The 23,604-nt window shown below is 43.3% G+C and carries 24 protein-coding genes and 1 pseudogene; 6 read left to right on the forward strand and 19 right to left on the reverse strand.

What is annotated here, in order from left to right; translation table 11 throughout:
* The first annotated feature begins 61 nt into the window (after positions 1-61).
* Positions 62-349, forward strand: a complete 288-nt coding sequence (locus HNR44_RS13320; RefSeq protein ID WP_184404807.1) for a hypothetical protein — start codon at positions 62-64, stop codon at positions 347-349.
* Between the two features lie 177 nt (positions 350-526).
* Here the strand turns inward: HNR44_RS13320 and HNR44_RS13325 are convergent, their stop codons facing one another.
* Together HNR44_RS13325 and thpD are read right to left on the reverse strand one after the other, a co-directional pair.
* A complete protein-coding gene (locus HNR44_RS13325) occupies positions 527-2,662 on the reverse strand; it encodes an ATP-dependent Clp protease ATP-binding subunit (protein WP_184405078.1) in 2,136 nt (711 codons plus the stop codon).
* A 494-nt stretch (positions 2,663-3,156) separates the two neighbouring features.
* Positions 3,157-4,086 (reverse strand): ectoine hydroxylase, encoded by a 930-nt coding sequence (gene thpD, locus HNR44_RS13330; protein ID WP_184404808.1) that lies wholly within the window; start codon positions 4,084-4,086, stop codon positions 3,157-3,159.
* A 291-nt stretch (positions 4,087-4,377) separates the two neighbouring features.
* Here thpD and HNR44_RS13335 point away from each other — a divergent pair, with 291 nt between their 5' ends.
* A complete protein-coding gene (locus tag HNR44_RS13335; RefSeq protein ID WP_184404809.1) occupies positions 4,378-4,641 on the forward strand; it encodes a spore morphogenesis/germination protein YwcE in 264 nt (87 codons plus the stop codon).
* A 49-nt stretch (positions 4,642-4,690) separates the two neighbouring features.
* On the opposite strand, the gene qoxD is transcribed toward HNR44_RS13335, so the two are convergent.
* The 7 genes from qoxD to HNR44_RS17690 form a co-directional block, all read right to left on the reverse strand.
* The gene (gene qoxD, locus HNR44_RS13340) at positions 4,691-5,020 is read right to left on the reverse strand and encodes a cytochrome aa3 quinol oxidase subunit IV (RefSeq protein WP_184404810.1); all 330 of its coding nucleotides are present in this window, start codon (positions 5,018-5,020) and stop codon (positions 4,691-4,693) included.
* Positions 5,017-5,658, reverse strand: a complete 642-nt coding sequence (gene qoxC, locus HNR44_RS13345) for a cytochrome aa3 quinol oxidase subunit III (protein WP_184404811.1) — start codon at positions 5,656-5,658, stop codon at positions 5,017-5,019. Before qoxC ends, qoxD begins: the two co-directional genes overlap by 4 nt.
* On the reverse strand, positions 5,648-7,615 hold the full coding sequence (gene qoxB / locus HNR44_RS13350) for a cytochrome aa3 quinol oxidase subunit I (protein WP_184404812.1): 1,968 nt from the start codon (positions 7,613-7,615) through the stop codon (positions 5,648-5,650). The genes qoxC and qoxB overlap by 11 nt, the downstream gene beginning before the upstream one ends.
* Positions 7,616-7,716: 101 nt before the next feature.
* Entirely contained in the window at positions 7,717-8,667 is a 951-nt protein-coding gene (qoxA, locus tag HNR44_RS13355) for a cytochrome aa3 quinol oxidase subunit II (protein WP_184405079.1), read from the reverse strand.
* Positions 8,668-9,167: 500 nt separating this feature from the next.
* Positions 9,168-10,610, reverse strand: a complete 1,443-nt coding sequence (gene cshA / locus HNR44_RS13360) for a degradosome RNA helicase CshA (protein WP_184404813.1) — start codon at positions 10,608-10,610, stop codon at positions 9,168-9,170.
* A 380-nt stretch (positions 10,611-10,990) separates the two neighbouring features.
* Positions 10,991-11,188 carry a cold shock domain-containing protein gene (locus tag HNR44_RS13365; protein ID WP_184404815.1) on the reverse strand — a complete coding sequence of 66 codons (198 nt, stop codon included), beginning with the start codon at positions 11,186-11,188 and terminating at the stop codon, positions 10,991-10,993.
* A gap of 211 nt (positions 11,189-11,399) precedes the next feature.
* Positions 11,400-11,537 carry a hypothetical protein gene (locus tag HNR44_RS17690; RefSeq protein ID WP_246407516.1) on the reverse strand — a complete coding sequence of 46 codons (138 nt, stop codon included), beginning with the start codon at positions 11,535-11,537 and terminating at the stop codon, positions 11,400-11,402.
* On the opposite strand from HNR44_RS17690, the gene HNR44_RS13370 reads away from it, so the two are divergent.
* Positions 11,499-11,762 (forward strand): CHY zinc finger protein, encoded by a 264-nt coding sequence (locus HNR44_RS13370; protein WP_246407480.1) that lies wholly within the window; start codon positions 11,499-11,501, stop codon positions 11,760-11,762. The two genes, HNR44_RS17690 and HNR44_RS13370, sit on opposite strands and share 39 nt — an antisense overlap.
* A gap of 2 nt (positions 11,763-11,764) precedes the next feature.
* On the opposite strand, the gene HNR44_RS13375 is transcribed toward HNR44_RS13370, so the two are convergent.
* Complete coding sequence (locus tag HNR44_RS13375; protein WP_184404817.1) at positions 11,765-11,977, reverse strand: YczF family membrane protein; 213 nt, start codon at positions 11,975-11,977, stop codon at positions 11,765-11,767.
* Between the two features lie 297 nt (positions 11,978-12,274).
* Between HNR44_RS13375 and HNR44_RS13380 the strand changes: the two are divergent.
* Positions 12,275-13,328: pseudogene (locus HNR44_RS13380) on the forward strand (GerAB/ArcD/ProY family transporter).
* A gap of 78 nt (positions 13,329-13,406) precedes the next feature.
* Here HNR44_RS13380 and HNR44_RS13385 read toward each other — a convergent pair.
* The 4 genes from HNR44_RS13385 to HNR44_RS13400 form a co-directional block, all read right to left on the reverse strand.
* Positions 13,407-14,426: a DUF3231 family protein gene (locus HNR44_RS13385; RefSeq protein ID WP_184404818.1), complete on the reverse strand. Its 1,020-nt coding sequence runs from the start codon at positions 14,424-14,426 to the stop codon at positions 13,407-13,409.
* Between the two features lie 42 nt (positions 14,427-14,468).
* The gene (locus tag HNR44_RS13390) at positions 14,469-14,936 is read right to left on the reverse strand and encodes a hypothetical protein (RefSeq protein WP_184404819.1); all 468 of its coding nucleotides are present in this window, start codon (positions 14,934-14,936) and stop codon (positions 14,469-14,471) included.
* Positions 14,937-15,163: 227 nt separating this feature from the next.
* Positions 15,164-16,285: a Ger(x)C family spore germination protein gene (locus HNR44_RS13395; protein ID WP_184404820.1), complete on the reverse strand. Its 1,122-nt coding sequence runs from the start codon at positions 16,283-16,285 to the stop codon at positions 15,164-15,166.
* A gap of 363 nt (positions 16,286-16,648) precedes the next feature.
* Positions 16,649-17,566 carry a S66 peptidase family protein gene (locus HNR44_RS13400; RefSeq protein WP_184404822.1) on the reverse strand — a complete coding sequence of 306 codons (918 nt, stop codon included), beginning with the start codon at positions 17,564-17,566 and terminating at the stop codon, positions 16,649-16,651.
* A 117-nt stretch (positions 17,567-17,683) separates the two neighbouring features.
* Between HNR44_RS13400 and HNR44_RS13405 the strand changes: the two genes are divergently transcribed.
* Both HNR44_RS13405 and bshB2 read left to right on the forward strand, forming a co-directional pair.
* Positions 17,684-18,025: a DUF1806 family protein gene (locus HNR44_RS13405; RefSeq protein ID WP_184404823.1), complete on the forward strand. Its 342-nt coding sequence runs from the start codon at positions 17,684-17,686 to the stop codon at positions 18,023-18,025.
* 16 nt (positions 18,026-18,041) lie between these two features.
* Entirely contained in the window at positions 18,042-18,710 is a 669-nt protein-coding gene (bshB2, locus tag HNR44_RS13410) for a bacillithiol biosynthesis deacetylase BshB2 (RefSeq protein WP_184404824.1), read from the forward strand.
* 162 nt (positions 18,711-18,872) lie between these two features.
* Here the strand turns inward: bshB2 and HNR44_RS13415 are convergent, their stop codons facing one another.
* The 5 genes from HNR44_RS13415 to HNR44_RS13435 all read right to left on the reverse strand — a co-directional run bounded on the left by HNR44_RS13415 (position 18,873) and on the right by HNR44_RS13435 (position 23,598).
* Positions 18,873-19,424 carry a thioredoxin family protein gene (locus HNR44_RS13415; RefSeq protein WP_184404825.1) on the reverse strand — a complete coding sequence of 184 codons (552 nt, stop codon included), beginning with the start codon at positions 19,422-19,424 and terminating at the stop codon, positions 18,873-18,875.
* Positions 19,415-20,344, reverse strand: coding sequence for a patatin-like phospholipase family protein (locus HNR44_RS13420; protein WP_184404826.1), 930 nt, complete (start codon positions 20,342-20,344; stop codon positions 19,415-19,417). The genes HNR44_RS13415 and HNR44_RS13420 overlap by 10 nt, the downstream gene beginning before the upstream one ends.
* 293 nt (positions 20,345-20,637) lie before the next feature.
* Complete coding sequence (sfsA, locus tag HNR44_RS13425; protein WP_184404828.1) at positions 20,638-21,351, reverse strand: DNA/RNA nuclease SfsA; 714 nt, start codon at positions 21,349-21,351, stop codon at positions 20,638-20,640.
* An 11-nt stretch (positions 21,352-21,362) separates the two neighbouring features.
* Positions 21,363-22,763 carry an FAD-binding oxidoreductase gene (locus HNR44_RS13430; protein ID WP_184404829.1) on the reverse strand — a complete coding sequence of 467 codons (1,401 nt, stop codon included), beginning with the start codon at positions 22,761-22,763 and terminating at the stop codon, positions 21,363-21,365.
* A 10-nt stretch (positions 22,764-22,773) separates the two neighbouring features.
* Positions 22,774-23,598, reverse strand: a complete 825-nt coding sequence (locus HNR44_RS13435; protein WP_184404830.1) for an aldo/keto reductase — start codon at positions 23,596-23,598, stop codon at positions 22,774-22,776.
* Positions 23,599-23,604 lie beyond the last annotated feature (6 nt).

The raw sequence follows: 23,604 nt of genomic DNA on the forward strand, positions 1-23,604 counted from the left end.
ACGCAAGTTCTGTATAACCGGGAATAGAATGAACAAGTCATAACAGGAAGAGGTTTTGTTCATGAGTGAAGAGCGCTTAAAGACCTTGGAAGGTTATATGGAACAACTGAATCAAATGGTAGAAGAAAACAACAAAGACATCGTACAATTAAAAGAAACATTCAAAGAGGAAAGGCTACTTAATCAACAACGCCATGAAGAATTTAAAGAGGAAAAGATGCTCAATCAACAACGGCATGAAGTATTATTGAAGGAATTGAGAAATCAAAATGTAGACGTTGAATATCTTCGCGATCAAGGTTCAAAGCATGACATGAAGATCAACAGGCTGAAGACAGCGATTCAATAGTATAGGCTATGTGAAGGGTGCCGTGAGTAACGGCGCCTTTTTTTACATTTTCCAATCTACTGGGATCTGCTTCCCCCTAAGCTTAATATGGTTTTTACACCGACAGTGCCCGCTAAGCATGCTCAACATCATTCAAAGAAAAAAGGACTGCCCTAGTAAGGTCAGCCCCTCTTTTTCCTATTTTGCGGAAACATTCAAGTTGTTATCACGAACGTTCACTACGAGTTCTTTGACTTCATCATTTGCGAGCATAACATCAGCGATGCCGTCTTCAACATATTCCTCAATGACACGGCGTAGTGGACGCGCACCGAAAGTTGGATCGTAACCAAGATCGGCAATTTTCTGCTTCGCATCTCGTGTCACTTCAATCGTAAGGTCTTGTTCAGCTGCTGAATCACGTAGATCAGCCAACATAAGATCAACGATCGAGATAAGGTGTTCTCGTGAAAGTTCATTGAAGCGGACAATCCCATCGAAACGGTTCAGAAATTCTGGTTTAAAGTAATCGGTAAGGCCTTCAGTGGCGCTGGGTTCCTTCTCATCGGCACCAAACCCGACCGTCACTTTCTTTATTGAACTTCCTGCGTTGGACGTCATAATGAGTACTGTATCTTTAAAACTTACGGTACGACCTTGGCTATCAGTTAGACGGCCATCCTCCATAATCTGCAGGAACATGTGCTGCACGTCAGGGTGTGCTTTTTCAATTTCGTCTAGCAAGATAATGCTGTAAGGTTTTCTCCGCACACGCTCGGTCAACTGACCAGCTTCCTCGTGTCCGACATATCCAGGTGGTGAACCAATGAGCTTGGAAACTGTGTGTTTTTCCATATATTCACTCATGTCAAAACGAATCATCGCTTCACTATCACCGAACATCTCTTCTGCTAATGATTTTGATAGTTCAGTTTTACCAACACCTGTAGGTCCAATGAACAAGAATGAACCAATCGGTCTTGTTCCACGACGGAGTCCTGCGCGATTACGGCGAATGGATTTCGCGACTTTTTCTACGGCTGTTTCTTGCCCAATCACCTGGTTCTTCAAGCGTTCCGGCAAGTCGCGCATTTTTTGTTGTTCGTCTTTCTGTAGACGGCGAACCGGAATACCTGTTTTTGCCTCGACAAGAGATTGAATACGGGCAACGTCAACAGTGTTTTCCAATTTATTTTCTGATTGAGCCTTTTGCTGTTTTTCCTGTAATTGCAGCTCTTCAGTCCGAAGCTTGGCAGCACGTTCGTAATCTTCGTGACTTGTGGCTTCTTCTTTTTCGGTTTTTATTTCTTCAAGCCGTTGATTGATTTTATTATCACTTTGATCACTAACGATTAAATTCACTTTCGAACCGGATTCGTCCATAAGGTCGATCGCCTTATCCGGTAAGAAGCGGTCTTGAATATAGCGATCCGAGAGGTTAATGCAAGCTTCAATGGCTTCATCGGTATAGCTGACTTCGTGATACTGTTCATAGTTGGCACGAAGGCCTTCAAGAATTTTCTTCGCATCAGCCAATGTAGGCTCATCTACCATGACTGGTTGGAAACGGCGTTCAAGAGCCGCATCTTTTTCGATTTTACGATACTCCGCAAGTGTGGTAGCACCAATCAATTGAACTTCACCGCGGGCAAGGGCTGGTTTCATAATATTTCCAGCATCTGCTGAGCCTTCAGCTGATCCTGCACCCACGAGTTGGTGTACCTCATCAACGAAAATAATAACATCGTCACGCTCTTGCAGTTCTCCGATTAATTGCTTCATTCGTTCCTCAAATTGACCACGGACACCTGTGTTCGCTACAAGTGAAGACACATCAAGCAAATAAATCTGTTTGTTTCTCAATTTATTTGGTACTTGACCTTGAATGATACGGAGTGCCAAACCTTCAGCAATAGCAGTCTTACCGACACCTGGTTCACCGATTAAAACAGGATTATTTTTGTTCCTGCGGTTTAACGTTTCTATCACACGTTCAACTTCAGCATCACGGCCAATGACCGGGTCGATTTCACCATTGTGAGCACCATCCGTTAAGTTTTTACCAAGCTCTTCAAGTAAGCTTCCGCCTTGATTTGCTGCCCCTTGTTGTTGAGCTTGTTCATCCATGTTCGCATGACCTTGTTGACCCATCATATTCATCATATGATCAAATTGGGAACCTTGACCTTGTCCATGATGGCCGGAAGGCTGCCCCATTTGCTGACGAATTTGCCGATAGCAGTTTTCGCATAGGTGCATTTGTCGTTGTTGTCCGTTTAAATTGATTCTCATTTGAATACGCGCTTCATTTTGTTGACAATGATCGCATCTCATCATAAATGTCATCCTCCTTATTCGTTGTTTGTTCCTATATTGTTGTTTGTTATTTTTGACTTTGACTATTTTTGACCTTTTGCTTAATTCCTATTATAGTTTCTCGACCTTAGACTTTCAAGGGAAAAGCTTATCTTTATCGTTGACCTTGACTATATTTAACCTTTGTTAACTCTATTATAGTTTGACCTTCTTTGACTTTCAAGGGTTTTTTTAAATTTTTTTCTTATCCTTGCTATAACATGCCATTCCCAAGTTTCTGGCATAAAAAAACCTAAAATTCCCCCGAAGAAACACATATCCATGAGAGGAGTTTTGAATTATTTTCCTCTGTACGAACGCTATTCTAGCTTTTTAGTATTTCCCTGGAAATATATAATGGGACTATCCCAAAAGCCCTTTTAAAAAAACAATCCCGCACCACTTTTACAGTGATACGGGATTATTCTTTGGGATTAAGCCAACTGTTTATGCCTTTTGGGATAACTCTCTCATTATTTGGCTCCTGCTTTTTCCTTAAATGTCTTCTGTGGTTCCAACGGTTTGATATTTTCACGATTGGCGAGAAACTCAGGACGTGGTTTTGCGTTACCATAAGGTTCCACGAGTTGATTTTCGATGGAATTATATACGAAGAACGCATTACTTCTAGGTAAAGGTGAGATGTTTCCGGCTGAACCGTGCATTGTATTGCTTTCGAAAAACAACACCATTCCTTTCTTGCCGGTAGCCGTATCAATTTGTTTTCCTGCTTTTTCGAATAGTTTCGTTAAGTTTTCCGCATCCGGTACACCAAGCTCTTGTTTTTGCAAGGATTGTTCATAATTGGCATCCGGTGTTTCACCTGGGCAGGAAACATACCATTTATGTGAGCCTGGAATCAACATTAAGGGGCCATTATATTCATAATTATCCGTTAATATAATGGAGCAGCTTACCGCTCTTGGCTTCGGCATCCCGTCTTCAACATGCCATGTTTCGAAATCGGAGTGCCAATAGAATTCTTTGCCACTAAATCCAGGCTTAAAATTGATCCGCGATTGGGTAATATACACTTCACTTCCGAGCAATTGTTGAGCAGCTTTAACAAGATGCTCATTGGATGCAAGCCGGCTAAAGAAATCATTGTTCTTGTGAACTTCGAAGATGGAACGAACTTCTTCACTTTCCGGTTCAAGAACGACCGTATCAGATTTCTTACCTTTTTCCTTCGCTAACGTATCATTAAGTTGATCGGTCATAATGTTGACTTCTTCGTCGCTAAAAACATCATCTAGCATTAGAAAACCATTATCCTCATAAGAATCAAGATCCTTTGTAGATAACGGACCTTCCATCTTTCCACGATTGTAAATAACTGGATCCTTACGCTCTATTAATTCAGCATCATTTCCTAATCTTGAAGGATACAAATCGTTCCGCAACTTGAACACTCCTTATATTCAGAATTTGATGTCTACACTCCCCACTTTACCTGTTAATAAATTCACAAGCAAACGATTATTTGGTGCTTTTTTCATCCTCACACCTTCTGTGATTTAATCACGATTTATGTATAAATTTTGAGATCATGAATCCTCACTGTATCTTTTTCATTCACCAATTTTCTTATAAATACAAAAAAAGTGTTTAAAAACGCCAAGATTTTGGTATAATAAAAATGTGAATAATTCATGACAAAAAAGGAAGCGCTTACCTTTTAGGAGATGATAAGTATGGGAGTCTTCTTTTTATATTTATTCATTGCCAGCGCTACACCGATCTTTATGTGGATCGAAAAGCGTTGGTTAGCGGTTGCTAGCCTGCCACTCTTATTCGTAATGTGGATTATGTCTGGATTTTATGTGATGGATATGCTAACACCAATGACGCATACCATCTTCATGATTATCACTACGTTTAATGTACTCGTCGCCCACGTCGCTGCGTTTCTCCTTTATATAAGACCTGAATGGTGGAAACGGTACGCGGCCGGCTAAATGAACGTGAAATGGGGCCTCAATTTGCTGAGGCCCTGTTTTTTTATTTCTACATATGGTGATCAAGATGGATGCCGAACTCCATGACCCAGTACGATCCAAGGGCGATAATGATAGCGACAAACGCCGAAAACAGAATATGCCCGACTTGAATTCTTCCACTTCCGCTTTCTGCCATATGCATGAACATCAAAAGTTGTAAGCCGGCCTGGACGAAAGCAAGTGAAAATATGAGAATGACGATCGTACGCACGCTAAAGGCGGAGAAAAAAGCAATCCATAATGCCACTAACGTTAGAACAATAGACGTAAGGAATCCAACGACGTGCTTCCAAGGAAAATGTCTTTCTTTTTGTGAAAGCGTTTCGTTATTGTTCATGCTATCACCAGCCTTAACAAGTATACCCCTGTGAAAATAAACACCCAAATGACGTCGAGGAAATGCCAATATAGACTTGCGATAAACATTTTGTTTGCCGTGGCTGGAATTAAACCTCTTTGTTTCACCTGGATAATAATTAATATGAACCAAGCGATTCCGAGTGCCACGTGTAAACCGTGAGTTCCAAGTAAAACGAAAAACGCAGACCAGAATGCGCTGGATTCAAGTGTGGCACCTTCCTGTACAAAGTGAACAAATTCATAGATCTCAAAGCCCAGAAATCCAAGCCCAAGTAATAGGGTGACCCCCACCCAAATCATCATCCGTCTGGGGTAACCTAATCGCATTTCGTGGATAGCAAGCCCAGACGTAAAACTACTCGTGAGCAGCAGGAAGGTCATTGTTAATACCAAACCCATGTTAAAGACGTCCTCAGGCATGACCCCTGATGCCGTACGATGGATGAGAACAAAGTATGTCCCAAAAAGCGTCGCAAAAAGGGCGATTTCCGCACCAAGGAACATCCAGAAACCGAGGATGTTATATCGGCCGGTCTCTGTTTGGTATTCAAGGGGGGTCTCTTTATCTGGAAATTCCTCCCTTTCTTGAGGATCGATTTTCCTATCAATATCCATTCATGTGACCCTCCTTGATCTTTTCTTCCGTTTCTCTTACTTCTTCTGCAGGAATATGATGGCCATCATCACGTGAAAATGAACGCTGAATCATACAAGCAAAAATACCGATGGTTCCGATGATTGCGATGGTCCACCAATGAAACACAAGGCCAAATCCGGCAACGAACATGAACGATGACATAATAAACGGGTTCCCTGAGTTGTTTGGCATGTGGATCTCGTGATATTCATCGATATCATTGGGATCCACCCCTTTTTGTTTCATTTCCCAAAAGGCATCCTGACTTTCCACCTCAGGCAAGCGGGCAAAATTGTAATGAGGAGGTACTGCTGACGCAGTCGCCCACTCAAGGGTTCGGCCCACACCCCAAGGATCACCGGTCGTTTCCCTTTTCTCATAACGGTAACTGTAATAAACGCTATAAATGAGAATCACGAAGGCAAAGCCCATCATAAATGCCCCAACCGTCGACAAGAAATTTAAGCTAAACCAGCCATCTTCCGGGAAGTACGTATAGATCCGACGCGGCATTCCATCCAACCCCAGAAAATATTGGGGGAAGAAACAAATATTAAATCCAATCATAAAGATCCAGAAAACCCAGCGGCCGATCCGCTCATTGAGCTTATGTCCGAACATTTTCGGATACCAGTAGATAAAACCGGCAAAACAGCCGAACACGGTACCGGCAATCAGTACATAATGAAAGTGAGAGACAAGGAAATACGTATTGTGATACTGGTAGTCTGCTGCTGCCATGGCAAGCATAACACCGGTAACTCCACCAATCGTAAAATTCGGGATGAACCCAAGTGCCCAAATCATCGGCACTGAAAAGCGTATTCGTCCTTTATATAAGGTGGACAGCCAGTTAAAGATTTTGATCCCTGTCGGTACCGCAATCAGCATCGTTGTCACCGAGAAGAACGAGTTTACTGTCGCTCCTGCGCCCATCGTAAAGAAGTGGTGTACCCAAACAAGGAAGCTCAATCCAGAAATGAGTGCAACGGCAATAACCATTGTTGTATACCCAAACAATCGTTTTCGGGAGAAAGCAGAAATAATTTCCGAAAAGATCCCGAACACGGGCAAGATCACAATATAAACTTCCGGATGCCCCCAGAGCCAGAAAAGGTTGGCCCACATCATGGGCATTCCGCCGTCCTGAAGCGTGAAGAACGCCGTTCCCCACAGACGGTCAAACGTCTGCATAGCGAGTGCTACCGTTAAAATTGGAAAAGCACCGATGATAATTAGAGATGTAATGAGGGAGGTCCAAGTAAACATCGGCATCCTCATCAACTTCATGCCTTTTGTGCGCATCTTCAAGATCGTAACAATCAAATTAATTCCTGTCGCTAATGTACCAATCCCAGAAATCTGTATCCCAAGTAAGTAAAAGTTCTGCCCCGGTCCTGGACTCAAATCATTGGATGCGAGCGGCATATAAGCCGACCAACTTGCATCAGGAGCTCCCCCGATTACAAAGGAGACATTAAAAAGCATCGCTCCCATAAAGAATGTCCAAAAGCTCAAGTTATTTAAAAAAGGGAACGCAACATCACGGGCGCCAATCTGCAAAGGAACAGCAACGTTCATAAGACCGATCAAAAATGGCATCGCCATGAAAAGAATCATGATCGTTCCATGCGTCGTAAATATCTCATTATAATGTTGCGCGTCCAAAAACGGCATATTCGGTGCCGCTAATTGTGTCCGCATCATAAGGGCATCCACCCCCGCGCGGAACATCATCAGAAGGGCCGCAATAATGTAGAGAATACCAATTCGTTTGTGGTCCACCGATGTGATCCACTCATTCCAGAGCCATTTCCACTTTTTAAAATATGTCAATACAAATATAATCGCAACCGTTGTAAAAAGTATCGAAATTTGTCCAGCGAGGATAAAAGGATCCCCGGTAACAATAAATTCATCCCATGTTAAATCCAAGTAATGGACCCCCTTTGCGGTTCAATGTACGTATCATTAAGAGGAATTGTTGGTCCAAGCTTCCGGCACGAACGCCATCTGCTCTATTTTTCATCAGCTCATTAGTGATGTTCGTGAGGGTCACTCGCTTCAACAGGCTCAGTGTCTTCTGTTTCTGTAGAACCCACCTCGGCATCTTCAACAATATCAATATCCAGATCAAGGTCATGCTCTTCGTGAGGGGAATGTGGATTGACAGGAACATACCCTTGCTCCGCCCGCGCTTCTAAGGCATACTCTGCATCCATCGCATGATCTACCCAATCCAGATGTGTCGATGAAAAGGTGTATTCACCAACGTGACCCGGGACCATAAACTGATCATACGTTTCTTGCGTAAGCTCAGGGGCCTCTTCCTGGACCTCTGTTACCCATTCTTCAAACTCCGGTTTTTCAATGGCGTTAACATCAAAAGTCATTTCTGCAAAACCTTCACCGGTAAAATTCGCATTACGGCCATCATACGTCCCTTCTTCCCGGGCTTGAAGATACAATTCCGTCTGCATCCCTGCCATGTTGTATCTTTGACCTCCAAGTTGCGGAACCCAAAACGATGCCATGGAATCAGCTGATGTTAATTTAAATAAAACCGGACGTTCCACCGGAATGTTTAAATAGTTGATAGTTTCAATGTCCTCTTCCGGATAACTAAAAATCCACTTCCAATTGACAGAAGTTGCATGGACCACAAGAGGATCCTCATCAGATTCAGTCTCTGGAACTTCCTCAAGGTTATAAATGGTATACACCGTAGGAACAGAAAGGACCGTAACAATGATAATCGGAATTATCGTCCATATAATTTCCAACTTATGATTTCCATCCGCATCTGGCGTATATTCTTTATGCTCATTCGTTTCACGGTACTTCACTATAAAAACGGTTAATAGAATAAATACAACGAGAACGATAAGTAACATGAAAATGATAGAAAGAACAATTAAGTCACGTTGCTGCTCCCCCACCGCTCCCTGTGGATCAAGAACCGTCAAGTTACAACCGCTAAGAAGCATAACCACGAGTAAACTTCCAACTATATGTAAAACTCGCTTCACGATATCCCTGCTTTCATCAATCTTATGTATCCTTATAAAACATGATCCCCGAAGAGCCTTTCGTAGATTTCAAGGAAATACTACCATTATGGTACCAAATAATAATGAAGTTTAAATACATTATTTTAAAATGTAGCCATATAGACAAAGATTTGTCGTGAATTCCTCACATTTCACATTTACCAACCCTCAAGATTTTATAGTAACCAATTTTTTTGGAGTATATCCACAACTAGACCGGAGATCTATGATTTCGAACCGTTCCGCTTAATGATCCGTTCGTGAATTCCAGGAGTGGAACGCCGTATTTATTCACCTGTGCGCCGAATTCCAGGGGCGGGACGCCGAATTATTCATCTGGGCGCCGAATGATCTGCCCCGTTGCTGAATTTCAGGGCACGTCTGCTTCATCCCTGACCGCACAAAAAAAAAACGCCCCTTAAGAGGCGTTTGTAACATTAGCTGGAGCGGCGGCGCCGATTCCGCTGATTCGGGGAACCCTGTTTACGTCCCTGGTTTCGCCCACCGCCACGGCCTCGGCGGTTGTTAGAATGTTTACTAGATGGCTTTCCTTTTTTGTTGCTTACAATCGGACGCTCACCAGTGAGTGTTTTCGTTGGTTCTTTTTTATCCTTTTGCAGCAATGTTAGGGCTGCCGCGACAACGGTTGTGCTGTCATGTTCTTGCAGAAGCTTTTCCGCTGTCGACTCAAAACCTTCGTGACCACCTTTGGAAATAATATCCGTTAACTTGCCAGCAGAACGTTCCTGTTGAACCATTTCCGCTTGGTGACGGTTCGGAACGTCAAGAAAATTTATTTTTCCTTTTGTTGCTTTTTCGATCATATTCATATGATCCATTTCAGCCGGGGCTACAAAGGTGTAGGATTTTCCCGAATGACCAGCGCGCCCGGTACGGCCAATACGGTGAACATAGCTGTCCGATTCTTGTGGAAGGTCAAAGTTAAAGACGTGGGTAACACCACTAACATCAATGCCTCTTGCCGCAACGTCTGTTGCTACAAGGTATTTGATCGCCCCTTGTTTAAATCGGCGCAGCACTTTTGTACGCTGAGCCTGTTTTAGATCTCCATGAATGCCGGCAGCTGCGTATCCTTGTTGTTCCAACGCTTCTGAAAGTTCATCGACACGCCGCTTCGTCCGGCCAAAAATTATCGCAAGTTCAGGATCCTCTAGATCAAGGAAGCGGCTTAACGCAGATAACTTTTGTTTCTCGGGAACTTTCACTGCGAATTGCTCAATATTAGCGACCGTCATTGCCTTTGCCTTCACGGAAACAGTCTCCGGTTCTGTCATGAAACGATCGGCTACTTTTTTTAACCTTGACGGCATGGTCGCTGAGAAAAGAAGCGTCTGACGTTCATTCGGAACCTCTTCCAAAATGACTTCAATATCTTCAATAAAACCCATACTTAACATTTCATCGGCTTCGTCGAGCACAACTGTGCGAATGGACTGCGGCCGGATGGTCTTCCGCCGAGTATGATCCATATAACGACCAGGTGTGGCGACGATGATTGGAGGCCGGCTTTTCAATTCGCGAATTTGCCGTCCCATATCTGCACCGCCGTAAACGGCAACGGCTCGGACGTTCTTCGTCCGTCCAATTTTGTTAATTTCCTCTGACACCTGTACTGCTAATTCCCGGGTCGGTGTCAAGATTAGCCCCTGCACATTCGGATCTTCCGGATCAACCTTTTCGATCATCGGCAGACCAAAGGCCGCCGTTTTTCCGGTTCCGGTTTGTGCCTGGCCAATCACGTCCCCTCCCTTACGAGCGACGGGCAGAACCTTTTCCTGAATCGATGTGGCCTCTGTGAATCCCATGTTTTCAACGCTTTTTAATAAATACGGTGGTAAATCTAATTCTTGAAACTTCATGAATTACTTTGCTCCTTTACATCTCTTTTCCTTATATATGCGTTCAAAAAGGGGGAACGAGCCGAAAGGGATGTTCGCTCTTTAGTCATTCCTCAAGCATTCTCCTATTATGAGGCCAGCCTTATTACTGATGACACCCATTGCTGACTCATTTTCCCTAACTTTTTTGAACAACCTCAACCCAGGATCAAGGATGCAAAAGCGCTCAAAGCTCCTGCCCTAGCCGCTCTGACTAACGCAATGCCGTGCCAGACGAAACATTGATAAAAGAAAAACTTGGTTGAACTCCCAAGTCTTGATCGATCACTTTTGCATATGAAAGGGGTATATTCCGATCGGAATATACCCCACTCTATTCCTGAGTATCCAGCTTTTCTCGCTTACTGAGACACTACGTTAGCAGCTTGCGGTCCGCGGTCGCCTTCAACGATTTCGAATTCTACTTCTTGACCGTCTTCGAGTGTTTTAAAGCCTTCCATTTGGATGGCAGAGAAGTGTACGAATACATCGTCTCCCTCTTCACGCTCGATAAAACCGAATCCTTTTTCGGCATTAAACCATTTTACTGTACCAGTCATGCTTGTGGCCTCCTTTGAATAGGCAGTCCAAAAAGGTCCGTCCCTTCTTGAACATGATTATGCTAAAAATAATTGAAACTGGGTGAACCTTTTGCGCCCTAAACTTACTCAGTAGAGACCGAAAATAATACACCGTGCATTCAATCACTTTCGACAGATTAAGTGTATCACAGCTCTCATAAGAAAGCAAGGAACATAATCATATTTTTTGTTATGATTGGATTAAATGTTCATGTAAGGAGAGAAAAATATGACGCACGTCCATGGACCCATCATCGATCACCAAACCCGCTGTACCCATTATTCTTCCTTGAAAGACATCATCGCGATCAAGTTTCATTGCTGTCATAAATATTATCCTTGTTACCAATGCCATCAGGAATGCGAGGAGCACTCGATCACCGTTTGGAAAAAGGAACAATTTGAAGAACGGGCCATTCTTTGCGGTGTTTGCGGTTACGTACATACGATCCAAGAATATATTGAAACCAGTCACTGCCTTCATTGTCAATCTGCTTTTAACGAAGGCTGCAAATATCATCATCATCTTTATTTTGAAACTTTACCTCGATAAAGCTATTCTTTACGCCTTTTTCGTAAAAAAGAAAGGACGGGAGTCACTAATAAGGAAAGAAGAAAAACCAAGGTTACCATCAATTCAAACGTTTCCATCACATATATAGGACTAAACGATTCCAGTGCAACATCCACACCTATAATCAGATCGAAACCCAGCGTCATACTCATAATAGTCACAAACATGAATAGAGCAATACCCAGAACTTTCACATCTCATCACACTCCACGAGGGTAGTGTTTCCATTTAACAGGAAGTCATACGTATCTAAAAAGGAGCGATAGTGAAACGAGCGACAGCAGAGAGTGCCGAATTTGCACGAATATAATAATCAAAAAACACACGGAAGAACCGCCGCAAGCGAGTAACCACGATAAAACGCAGGGGTGACCAGAGGAGAAGAGCCTTTGTTTTTTGTATAAATGAACCTCCCTTGTAAAGACTATCCAAACGGGGGTGTTATAAAGTGGAGAAAGAAAGCAACCATCAATCCAAACCAATTATTTGTTATGATCTTTCTATTCATTCTTGGCAGTGCTCTATTGCTTTCGCTCGGCATTGAGGCACAAAAAGAAGCCTGGATCGCCGTTCTTCTTGGGATGATCGGTGGTTTTTTCCTGTTTCTTGTCTACTACAACCTTTATCGTTATAATCCTGATGTTCTGCCTACCACATATATGCAGAAAATAATCGGAACGTTCTTCGGCAAAATTCTTGCTTTCCTTTATATCATCTATTTTTTGTATCTTTCCTCCAGAGTACTACGGGATTTTGGCGAAATGCTCATAATATCTGCTTATCCTGAGACCCCGCTATTCTTTATGAACACCTTATTAATCCTTGTCATCATATATGCCGTACATAAAGGAATCGAAGTGATCGCAAGAACAGGGGAAATAATCTTGGCTATTGCTGGATTTATATCGGTGCTTATTTCAGGCTTAATCGATATCAATCATTTGAGACCTCTGCTAGATAAAGGATTCGGTCAAGTGTTACAAACCGTCTTTACAGAAACCTGGTATGTTCCTTTCGGAGAAGTCATTGTCTTCACTATGATTATGCCGTATGTCAACAAGTCGAAAAAGGTAAAAAATGCTGGATTATCTGCGATGGCGTTAAGTGGTGTTAACCTTGTTATTACTATGGTGGTCAACGTCTCCGTTCTGGGAATTGATCTAGCCACACGTTCAATGTTCCCTCTCCTTACGATCGGTCCAGGTAGCAGAATTTCTTAAACGTTTAGATGTTTTCTTTATGATCTCGTTGACGATTTGTGGTTTTTTTAAGGTGGGGATCTATTTATATGCAGGAGTCATTGGAGCATCAGACGTGTTTAACGTGCAGGAAATATCGAAGCTCGTCTATCCCCTGGGCATTGTTGTCCTATTTTTATCCATGATCATTGCCAACAATTTTGCAGCACATATCGAAGAAGGCTTACATATTGTCCCTATGGCTTTGCACTTGCCTCTACAAGTGATCATCCCTGTCTTGTTATTGCTGATTGCTGCGATTAATCACAGATCACGAAAGAACCTGGAGAATGACATTCCGAGCTGACGAAGTTCCGGACGCTAAGCGATCGGGCTCACGGGCCGAATTCGCCCGCCGCAAGCTTATACCGACGGGCGGCAATTATTATTCTTCTCCTTTTTTTCTTGCTAATTTTTCACGGTCCTTTGGGCCCGGGGGCTGCTCAAGCCAATTGTGCTTGATCATAATGTCGGCTCCGCTTTTTGCGTATTGACCAATCTCTAATGACAATCGTTCATAATCGAGGACCAAATCACTGCGTTGGCTGGCAGCAGCTGCAGTTGCATAATTCCCGGTACCAGAAGCGCTAAGAAGCGATATATGAAACATCAATAATCGATCTGAAAATGTCTTTGTTGTTGAATCACTCACAAAAAGTTCTGGTATCCCTAGATTTGGGATATCATTGTCAAGCAAAGTCTCGAGAAAGACCTGAACATGTTTATTTGAAATATCTCTTCCTCGTAACATGTAATCTTGAATTTCTTTGGACGGAGATGTTTGCGCAAAAGCAAGACAAAGCTTCCCTCCTATTGTATTGGTTAGTGTATTCATAAACAAATACGAAATTTCCACAGCGTTCAGTGGTCGTTTACTTTTAAGCGGATTTAACCCACTAAAATATGCTTTACTACTTACGTAATCCGTATTTTTTGGAACCTCTATAAAAGGATCTTTAGCGAGAATTTCTTTCGAAGCGGCTATTTCAGTCGTTTGATTATATAGAGTAGAGGTATCTGCGAGCATTTGTGTGTACAAATTCCTTAAATCCTTCCTTTTGCTCATTCCTACATACCCACCGCATGTCAACATCCCAACTTTGGACATATGGTTCACATACGTTAAGCAAAACGTATCTGAAAAAAGCCAGGGAGCCTCCATGTTGACATCTTCTTTCGAAAAACCTTGAGGGATGGCATAATCATCTTGCTCAAAAATTCCGAGTAATTGATCCAAATGATGAGTAGCAATATCATAGGCATATTCAACCACAAGCTTGATATCCTTGTCTTCGATATGCTTGAGCATAAAATCCAGGATACATTTAGACATGCTATTATTTATATAGGAATTCCAAAGACATGCAATTTCAGCAGATGTTAAATGGGTATCATTTTTATTCATAACGGAACCTCCTGGAGATTTTTTCATACCTTTTGTCTTTTGTTAGTCTTTCTGTGCGCCTTTTAATATGATCCATCTGATCACCGCTCCGATACTCAACCCAACCGGCACAAAAATCATCGGGAGCCAGACTGGACCTATGAAATTACCTGAAATTGTAAACATCGGTGAAAAAATTAAGCCTATGGTCACAAAGTAAGCGGTAAAAGCAAGGGGCACGTATGAGAATGGCCGATCTTTTTCACTTACCTCTTTATACGCATCCCAAATTGAATAAAAATATAAACAAGGATAAAACATAAGCCATTGGTAATCAGCTTGTTCAATGGCTTCTTGGGTTCTTCCATGGAAACTTAGTACAATCACATGATTAAATCTTCCCATTACATTTATGATAACTTCGCCTAGAATTAAAAATATTCCTTTAATATATTTCCCGTATAGCAAGTGCCCAAAGCCAGGTAAAGCGATGCTCCACAGCACCATCTCTAATTTTTTACTTTTTTCCATTTCTAGCAGCTCATTTCGTCACGATATTCTGGTCCATTGTTTTCATAGCTGCATCCCTCACCCCTTCATTCGGTACGATTTCACATAGGAAGCTCCTTTTGCATCATCAACTCGTTCTCCTTCACGTACGTTTTTAACCATTAGAAGGTCCCCCCTTGGACATCTTTAAAATAGTGTGTGGTCTTCTAATGGCTTTATACATCAGGGATGCTATTTTTACCAAACCATTATTGGTTGTTCTCTATCTCAAAAAGAATCGGATTGTTTCTCAAGCCTGTACGACGTATAAAGACATCAACGTTAACTTCGACGTCCAATTCAGGTAAGTGGACATCCATCCATTCTTCTTCAAGGTCTTTCCAGTCTTCTGAATGGGATTGATGAACCGTTTCGCCAAAGCCGATGACATCCGCTTTTTGCTGTTGTACATATTGAACCGTAGATTCAATCTCCTTTTCAATTTCTGTTTCCAGGGCCTCTTCGATATCAAAGAGGACATGGGGATTCATCAGGTCGACAGGAACCTGTGCTTCTCGAATATCGCCTTCTGCGCGAACGTCGATCGAAATCTTTGGGAAGCCCTCCTGCATTTCTGATGATACATCTGTATTTTCACGGAGCACTCGATAGGTAATGGCTTCTTCTTCATCCTCCCAATCCACGTTTACCATTGTTTCTTCAATTTCATCCAGAACCCACTGGAGCCCTCTAGCCATTTCTCCATCCAGCCAGTCAATTAATTTTCCTTCTTTAAAAACAGCAATACCACCGGCTATAGGTTTTGCATCGAAGTCACTCACTTGAATGTTATCAAATCTTCTTCCTTGTTCAGCATTTCCCTCTAACGTAAAACCGCCTATTAAGGGCTCTTGTTCTGTACTGATCAAGTGTTTAATAACTTCTTGAATGTCATTACGGACACTTGTTCCCTGTGTTTTTTCGATCGTTTCTAACGTATCCGCTACTTTTTCACCAGGGATTTGATCGATCCCTGTTAATACTTTTGCTAATTCGCTTGCACTCGTATCACGGGCAATCACAACAGTCGTTGTCGTTCGAAATTCAAGCCCCCGTTCAATGGCATCCATAACGAAGGTAATGCCCTCATCTCTGGCAACGTCTTCACTGATGATGAGGACCTTAATCGTGCGGTCATCAACGATTCCTTCTACATAGACGATCGCGGCTTTAATCTCAGGATCACGGCCGAAAGTCAAAGTTCGGGTTACAATATCCTGACTGTTACCTGTTCTTTGTTTTATCCTATTAAGATTAGCGGCTAATGAGCTGCTAAGATCCTTATTTTGTTGTTGATCCTGACTGAACTTTTTGCGAGTGAACATGGACATAATAAGGACGGCCTTTCTTACATGTTTATCCTATGTTATCCAAAAAGTAGTATTCTAATCAGGAAATCGATCATTTAGAGAGAAGCGAAATGCACCTGGGTATGAGTGAGGGACAAGGGTAGCAGGTTGTAGACTGGCTACCCTGGCGGAGGTTTGAATATTCCTGCTCCTTGTTGGGAAGTTCTCTGCCTATATTAGGTAGTTCCCGCCTTATGTTGGGGAGTCCCCGCCCCATGTTGGGTGGTTCTCGCCCTATGTTGGGAAGTTCTCGGCCTATGTTGGGTAGTTTTTCCTTCATGTTCTCGTATGTAATAGCACTCATACCAAAAAACACCTGCCAATTTCGACAGGTGCATGTTCCCCTTAATTCTCACTCATCACTGTGATCGTCCCATCGTCTCCATTAAGCTGGGCGGTTGCTCCAATCGGTACGGCTGCTTTATAAGTTCCGTGCCCGCTTGCGAGTCCGGTAATCAATGGCTTTCCTAGCGGCACGAAAAACTCCTCGATCAAGTCTTCATAATCCTGTCCATACGCTTCCTGACAGTTACTGCATTGCCCGAGGATAATCCCGAGGCAATCGTCAAATTTTCCCGCCATCTCTAACTGCTTGAGATAACGATATACTGTATTCATCGGTTCGTTCACTTCTTCTAAAAATAAAATACACCCTGTGGTATCAATTTCAAACTCAGTTCCTAACGTTCCTGTAAACGATACGATGTTGCCCCCGACAATCGGCCCCGTTACATGACCAGGTACCTGACCGTTTAATGCAGGACCCTCCGGCGGATTAACGATTTCTCCCCCCATATCATCAGATGAAACCACCGAGAAAAACGCATCGAAATTGTAGTTGGGTGTTGTAGCCCGAAAATCAATCAACATTAAGCTATGCAGCGTAATGATATTCGCATATTGATAAAGCACATTTAACAGGATGGTGATATCACTATACCCACTCACCCATTTCGGGTTATTGTTAATCACATTAAAATCAAGGTAAGGAAGAATACCTGCGACGCCTACCCCGCCACGTGTCGGTATAATCATATCTACCTCATCATCAAGGAACATCTCCATTAAATCATTCGCCCGCTCCTCGTCACTGCCCGCTAAAAAGCCATTCCAATCGTAAACATGCGTACCAAGAACGACATTCAGCCCCATGGATGCTAAATACTCCGCACGGTCATCAATAACTTCAGACTCCAGCGGGCTCCCTAAAGTTACAACTCCAACGGTATCTCCGGGTTGAACGATCGGTGGTTGAATGGCCATGCCTTGATCCCTCCTTCTCCTTCTGCTTTTCCCTGCAATATATGCCCTGGCGCCAACATTTAAAACAGCACGGAAAAAAGGTAGAATACAAATAGACTAAAAGGAAAGGATTTTTGGATGAAAAATATAGAAAAAAACGCCGTCCAGGCAGCTTTGGACACGTTTAGCGGAAAGCAAATGTACGTGCACTTTGAAATGACGAATGGCGCTTACGCCGCCTATCGACATGGAAAGTTTCATGCCGCCGGAGGATATGTGCGGAACGCCCGTCAGGATATCAAGCATGGAAAAATTACCGGAGACGGTCCCTATCGCGTCGGTTTAAAAACCGAAAATGGCTGGATCTTCGCAGAAGGTTTATCGGTTTTTGAACAAAACGATGGGTCATTATACTTATACGGATTTGATGAGCAAGAAAAACTTTCAATCGCTTTGCAGCTAAGTACAGCTCCATTTTAGAGAGGAAGGATTCAACATGAAAAAAGAACGCCACATCTTATTACTTTTCCCCCACCCGGATGACGAAACTTTTGGCGCCGCCGGCACAGTACTCATGCATAAACGAAAGCACGGGACGAAAGTGACGTGCGCGACGTTAACTTCCGGAGAAATGGGCCGAAATCTTGGAAACCCACCCGTAGCTAATCGAGAAACCTTACCGATCGTGCGCCGTCAAGAGTTTGAGCGTGCCTGTGAAATCATGGAGATTGATGAGCTCCTCCATCTTGGGTATCGGGATAAAACGTTGGAATTCGAAGATATACAAGAGGTGGCCTCCCATTTAAAAGAAGTCATTGAAAAGGTGAACCCAACGCTTGTCATTTCCTTTTATCCAGGATTAAGCATCCACCCCGATCACGACGCCACCGGCGAAGCTGTGGTGGAAGCCATGAAACAAATCCCGGAAGCCGAACGTCCAACGTTGCACACGAAAGCAATTGCGGCCCACTCGGTTAAGGAGATCGGGGAACCTGATATCGTTCACGATATTGATGAGCTAATGGATCAGAAACTGAAGGCGATTGATGCTCATGAAAGCCAAATGCAAGAAGTATCGGCCATCACGAAACAGAAACTAAGCGAAGGCGACGAAGACACTGAAGCATGGATTCGCTATGAAGAGTTTTGGACATATGAATTTTAGCCATTAAAAAGAGGGATGTCGATGGGACGTCCCTCTTTTGGTATGCGGCGCGGCGGTCGGTTTCGTTGCACCAGTTTCTTTTTTCGATGCTTTGATGAGATCATTCAGCGCTTCTGGTCTTTTTTCGGCGCTTGGACAGGTTAATTCGGCGTTTTGCCTCGGTTATTCAGTGTTCGCTTGTTCCAGCGCTATTATAATGCTTTCATAAACGTCATTCCAGACGTTGTCATCTTCGCGATAAGTTTTCGTGATCGTTACAAGGGTTTCTTTCCACTTTTCTTCATAATTGGGGGCGTCCTTGGACGGCAAGTCAGCAAAAAGCTTATCGACCCTCGCTTGTAATTCGGGAGCGCGCGGTCCCCAGTTTGCTACTTCATTTCCATTTTCATCAATAAAAATAAAAACTGGGATCGAGCGGGATTTTCCATTCGTTAAATATTGATCCATCAGTTCCAAGTTACTGTCTCTAAGCAAGAACGATGTCTGAATATCAGTCTGCTCTGCGATCCGAAGCAAAATGGGAACATTCAACATAGCATCTCCGCACCAATCTTCTGTGAGGACGATGACGCGCAATGGTTTCTTTTCTAGCCTGTTGTCTGCCGAAATGCTAAAGTTTTCATAAATATGCTGAAGATTTTCCTTGTGTTCGGTCATATTCTCGATATATCTTTTTGCGCTCATGCCCTTCGAATACCATTCATTTAATTCCATTCCTCTGTCCCTTCTTTCCTTCGTTTGTCTTTATGTTGTTCAAAATCCCATTCAGACAAAAATTTTTTCGCCGAAGAATAACCTGATTCATACAGCCATTCAATGTCCTCATCCTTCAGATCGAAATCAGTAGCGTCAATATCACCGGTGGGTACCTGTATGGTACGTTCTCTTGTTTTTTCATTCATATGACGTAAATCATGGGCTTGAAGCATCGTTTTAAATATATTTGTAAAAAGATGGATCGGTGAAGGTATAACAGCTCCTGTACTAATTTCCTCTCTTACAAAATGGAAACCGAAGGTAGGAAAACGGGGTTCCTCGTCTGTATCAAAGATCCATATCGGAAAATTACTAAGCAAGCCTCCATCTAAAATATAGGATTTTTTCTCTTCTTTTGATTCCCAAATCACTGGACGGAAGAAAAAAGGGAGTGAAGAACTCATCCGGACGGCCGTTGACACCTTCACATCATCTGGGGCTAGCCCATAACGTTCTAAATCATCAGGGAAAATCAGCATTTTACCGCTCGAAATATCAGAGGCAATAATCTTTAATTTTCCTTCTGGGAGATCAGCAAAGGTCTGAACCCCTTTTTCATAAAGAAGAGTATCAACATATTCTTCCAAATAATCATTGGTATAAAAACCAAGGTGAATGAATAATTGCAAAAGATTGCCAACCAAAGGGATCCGATTCAGAAACGTTGTGCCCCGAAGCTTCTCGTAATCAATATCTCTAAGCACACCCTTGATTTCTTGACTGCTATAGCCGCTTGCAACAAGAGAGGCGATCACAGCTCCTGCTGATGTTCCAGCTAGCCGTACCCACTCTACGTTCTCTTCCTCCATGGCCTGAATCGCTCCGGTAAAAGCAATACCCCGAACCCCTCCACCTTCAAAGACGGCATCTGCCTTCATTATTCCACCTCAACGATCGTAGTTTGATATCCCTTAAAGTGCGTGTTCAAAAAGAGCCGAGAAGTTTTAGAAAATGTTAGCTTATCGCCAAAATGGCGAGTCTAAATTTTCTTGTCCCCCGGAGTAGCAAGGGAGCCCGTCTTGAGCATCCTGCTTGCACCACGAAAACATTCACTTCTGTGGCATTCCTCCGCACGATGAAAAAACGGTTTTCTTTTTCGAGGAAGTTTTCCCGGACGTTTTGAACTACCCCTTAAAGGAGAAATGGTCACACGTTTATCAACATGTCTTCCTTATCGATGAACAACTACCGGAACTTCCTCTCCCAGCTGTACCCCCTCTAGGAAAACTTCGGTCGTAACAGCCAGAAGACGTACGCCATGCCTATCTGCTTCTTGCAAAGCTGAGGAAAATGCAGGATCAATATGTTCAGCGGGGCGCACCTTCGAGACATCTCCTCTTTGTACGACAAACAAAACAGCCGTATCGTATATTCGTTCTTTTTGTAAACTTGTCAATGTTTGTACGTGCTTCTTTCCGCGCACTGTAACCGCATCAGGGAAATAAGCAACACCGTCACTTGCGAGCGTAACGCTTTTGACCTCTAGCAATAAACGCTGGTTTCCATGCTCGAGTAAAAAATCCCAACGTTCGTTCCCTAAAGCATACTCAGCCTTTACAAACGTAGATTCTTTTAAACTTTTGATTCTTCTTTCCTTCAAAGCCTGGGCGATCAGGCGATTGGGAAGTGTCGTATCTAAAGAAGCGAACCCGCATTCATCTTCTCGTTCACAAAGAACTGCCGACCATTTCGTCTTACGCTTTGGATGACCCACATAACGAAGCCAAATTTTCCGCTCAGGGGTGAGCAATTCTTTTAACCTCCCAGGATCCGGAAGGTGGGCGGTGACGATTTCCCCGTCTTCTTTTTTTGCATAAATGATAAAACGATTAGGGCGTTCGATAAATACTGCCTTATATAACGAAGCGGGATGAGCCATGAACATGGTATCGTCTCCTATCCATCGGTTAACTCTAGTTTCGCACCTGATTCAGCAAAAATCTTTCCGGGATTCATCATGTTTTTTGGATCCCAAGCTTTTTTCAGCCGCTTCATCATTTCAACGCCTTCAGCCCCTAATTCTTCTTCTAAAAAGGGGGCTTTCATCGTGCCAATCCCATGCTCGCCAGACAACGTGCCGCCAAGTTCAATGGCAGCTGTGAACATTTCTGCTACCGCTTTTTCCACACGTTGCATCTCTTCAGAATCTCTTTTATCTGCGAGAACATCTGGATGGAGATTGCCGTCACCTGCATGGCCAAACACGACGAGATTTATATCATAGCGGTCGCGGATGTCGTGGAGCTTTTCCATCATTTCCGGAATCTTACTCCTTGGAACGGTAGCATCTTCAGATATTTTCGTCGGCTTAATTTGTGAAATTGCCGGCGACACCATTTTACGGGCCGTCCAGATCTGCTCGGCCTCCCTGACATTCTCGGCAATTTTCGTCTCCCTTGCACCCACGCTTTTTACAATCTCTGAAACTTCCTCGGCTTCTTCCTCCAGAGCGTCTGCATGTCCGTCCAATTCAATCAAAATAACTGCCTTTGCATCGGCAGGGAGCCCAGAGGGCTGATAATTCTCTACAGCGACAATGGAACCCTCATCCATCAGCTCCATTTTCGAAGGAAAAATCCCGGAAGTAAGGGTCTTTGAAATGGCCGCGCCTGCGTCAACAATATCATCAAACACAGCCATCATGGTTTTCGTTGTTTGGGGCTTCGGGATGAGCTTGAGCATGGCTTCCGTGATCACTCCAAGCGTCCCTTCGGACCCCACAATCAGTGTGGTTATATCTAAATCTTCATCTCCCGCTCGCTGCCCCGTTTGAATCACATCTCCCTTAGGAGTGACCACTTCCAATCCTAAGACGAAATTCTTCGTAACCCCATATTTGAGCCCCCTCGGCCCTCCTGAGTTTTCGGCCAGATTTCCACCTATCGTCGAAACGTGGGCGCTGCTTGGGTCCGGCGGATATAACAGGCCATAAGGTTCACACGCTTGATTAATATCCGCTGTTAATACCCCCGGTGAAACCGTCACCGTTCGATTTTCCTCATCGACCTCTACCTTCTGTGACCATAAGGCAAAGTCAAGAACAATTCCCCCCTGAACAGGCAAGGGCCCCCCGCTTAAGGAGGTACTCTGGCCCCGAGGTGTGACAGGAATTTCATATTGATCCGCAACCTTAATAATCGCAGCCACTTCTTCTGTGGACATGACCTGTACAACCGCTTCCGGCAAAAATTCACCAAAAGATGCATCGAAGCTATAACTGAATCGATCCGGCAATGTCGTCAGCAGGCGGTTTTCCGGTAAAATATCTGCTAGTTCTTCCAACCATCTTGTTTCCATTCAATCCCTCCTAAAAATCATCTGGATGGGGGCCGAAACGGTGATTCTCATTCATCGCTTCAAGCTTCCCTACATCTTTGGCATCTAATTGGAAATCAAAAATATCTGCATTCGCGTATATACGGTCTTTATGGACAGATTTAGGGATGGTGACGACCTCGTTTTCTAAATCCCAGCGCAAAATGACTTGGACAGGCGTTTTTCCATACTGCTCACTTAGCTCTACTAAAGTCGGATGGTCTAGAGATTCTCCTCTCATTATCGGTCGCCAAGCTTCTAATTGAATGTTCTGTTCTTTGCAGAACTGGTGCAAGTCTTTTTGTGTTAATCGTGGATGGTATTCCACTTGATTGACCATTGGTTTGATTTTACATTCTTCTAGTAAATCTTCCAGGTGATGAATCTGAAAGTTACAGACACCAATGGCTTTCACACGTCCTTCTTCATACAGCTTCTCCATCGCTTGCCATGTTTCTTTGTACATTCCGGACACTGGCCAATGAATAAGGTACAGGTCAATGTAGTCTAGCTTTAATTTTTCCAAACTTTGTTCAAAAGCCGCTAGAGTGTTTTCATAGCCTTGATCATCATTCCATACTTTCGTCGTTACGAAAATGTCTTTTCGAGCAATCGTGGATTCACCAATGGCCTTCCCAACCCCTACTTCATTTCCATAAAAAGAAGCAGTATCTATACTCCGGTATCCAGCTTCTAAAGCCGTGTGAACGGCATGCTCAACCTCTTCTCCCTCTTCTGTTTTGTATACACCTAAACCTAACCAGGGCATTTTCACACCATTATATAATGTCGTTTCGTCAAATATGGATTGAATCATTGTATG

This window comes from Geomicrobium halophilum (assembly GCF_014207655.1).
Classification (GTDB): Bacteria; Bacillota; Bacilli; order Bacillales; family Marinococcaceae; genus Geomicrobium; species Geomicrobium halophilum.

What these genes read in the sequence shown, in the direction of transcription:
- HNR44_RS13405 (WP_184404823.1), top strand. Translation starts at nt 17,684, where the DNA reads ATGAAAAATATAGAAAAAAACGCCGTCCAGGCAGCTTTGGACACGTTT.
- HNR44_RS13435 (WP_184404830.1), bottom strand. Translation starts at nt 23,598, where the DNA reads ATGATTCAATCCATATTTGACGAAACGACATTATATAATGGTGTGAAA.
- HNR44_RS13335 (WP_184404809.1), top strand. Translation starts at nt 4,378, where the DNA reads ATGGGAGTCTTCTTTTTATATTTATTCATTGCCAGCGCTACACCGATC.
- HNR44_RS13390 (WP_184404819.1), bottom strand. Translation starts at nt 14,936, where the DNA reads ATGGAAAAAAGTAAAAAATTAGAGATGGTGCTGTGGAGCATCGCTTTA.
- bshB2 (WP_184404824.1), top strand. Translation starts at nt 18,042, where the DNA reads ATGAAAAAAGAACGCCACATCTTATTACTTTTCCCCCACCCGGATGAC.
- HNR44_RS13365 (WP_184404815.1), bottom strand. Translation starts at nt 11,188, where the DNA reads ATGACTGGTACAGTAAAATGGTTTAATGCCGAAAAAGGATTCGGTTTT.
- HNR44_RS13395 (WP_184404820.1), bottom strand. Translation starts at nt 16,285, where the DNA reads ATGTCCATGTTCACTCGCAAAAAGTTCAGTCAGGATCAACAACAAAAT.
- HNR44_RS13420 (WP_184404826.1), bottom strand. Translation starts at nt 20,344, where the DNA reads ATGAAGGCAGATGCCGTCTTTGAAGGTGGAGGGGTTCGGGGTATTGCT.
- HNR44_RS17690 (WP_246407516.1), bottom strand. Translation starts at nt 11,537, where the DNA reads ATGACAGCAATGAAACTTGATCGCGATGATGTCTTTCAAGGAAGAATA.
- HNR44_RS13320 (WP_184404807.1), top strand. Translation starts at nt 62, where the DNA reads ATGAGTGAAGAGCGCTTAAAGACCTTGGAAGGTTATATGGAACAACTG.
- HNR44_RS13325 (WP_184405078.1), bottom strand. Translation starts at nt 2,662, where the DNA reads ATGAGATGCGATCATTGTCAACAAAATGAAGCGCGTATTCAAATGAGA.
- HNR44_RS13415 (WP_184404825.1), bottom strand. Translation starts at nt 19,424, where the DNA reads ATGGAATTAAATGAATGGTATTCGAAGGGCATGAGCGCAAAAAGATAT.
- qoxA (WP_184405079.1), bottom strand. Translation starts at nt 8,667, where the DNA reads ATGCTTCTTAGCGGTTGTAACTTGACGGTTCTTGATCCACAGGGAGCG.
- sfsA (WP_184404828.1), bottom strand. Translation starts at nt 21,351, where the DNA reads ATGTTCATGGCTCATCCCGCTTCGTTATATAAGGCAGTATTTATCGAA.
- qoxC (WP_184404811.1), bottom strand. Translation starts at nt 5,658, where the DNA reads ATGGATATTGATAGGAAAATCGATCCTCAAGAAAGGGAGGAATTTCCA.
- cshA (WP_184404813.1), bottom strand. Translation starts at nt 10,610, where the DNA reads ATGAAGTTTCAAGAATTAGATTTACCACCGTATTTATTAAAAAGCGTT.
- qoxD (WP_184404810.1), bottom strand. Translation starts at nt 5,020, where the DNA reads ATGAACAATAACGAAACGCTTTCACAAAAAGAAAGACATTTTCCTTGG.
- HNR44_RS13430 (WP_184404829.1), bottom strand. Translation starts at nt 22,763, where the DNA reads ATGGAAACAAGATGGTTGGAAGAACTAGCAGATATTTTACCGGAAAAC.
- HNR44_RS13385 (WP_184404818.1), bottom strand. Translation starts at nt 14,426, where the DNA reads ATGAATAAAAATGATACCCATTTAACATCTGCTGAAATTGCATGTCTT.
- HNR44_RS13400 (WP_184404822.1), bottom strand. Translation starts at nt 17,566, where the DNA reads ATGGCCATTCAACCACCGATCGTTCAACCCGGAGATACCGTTGGAGTT.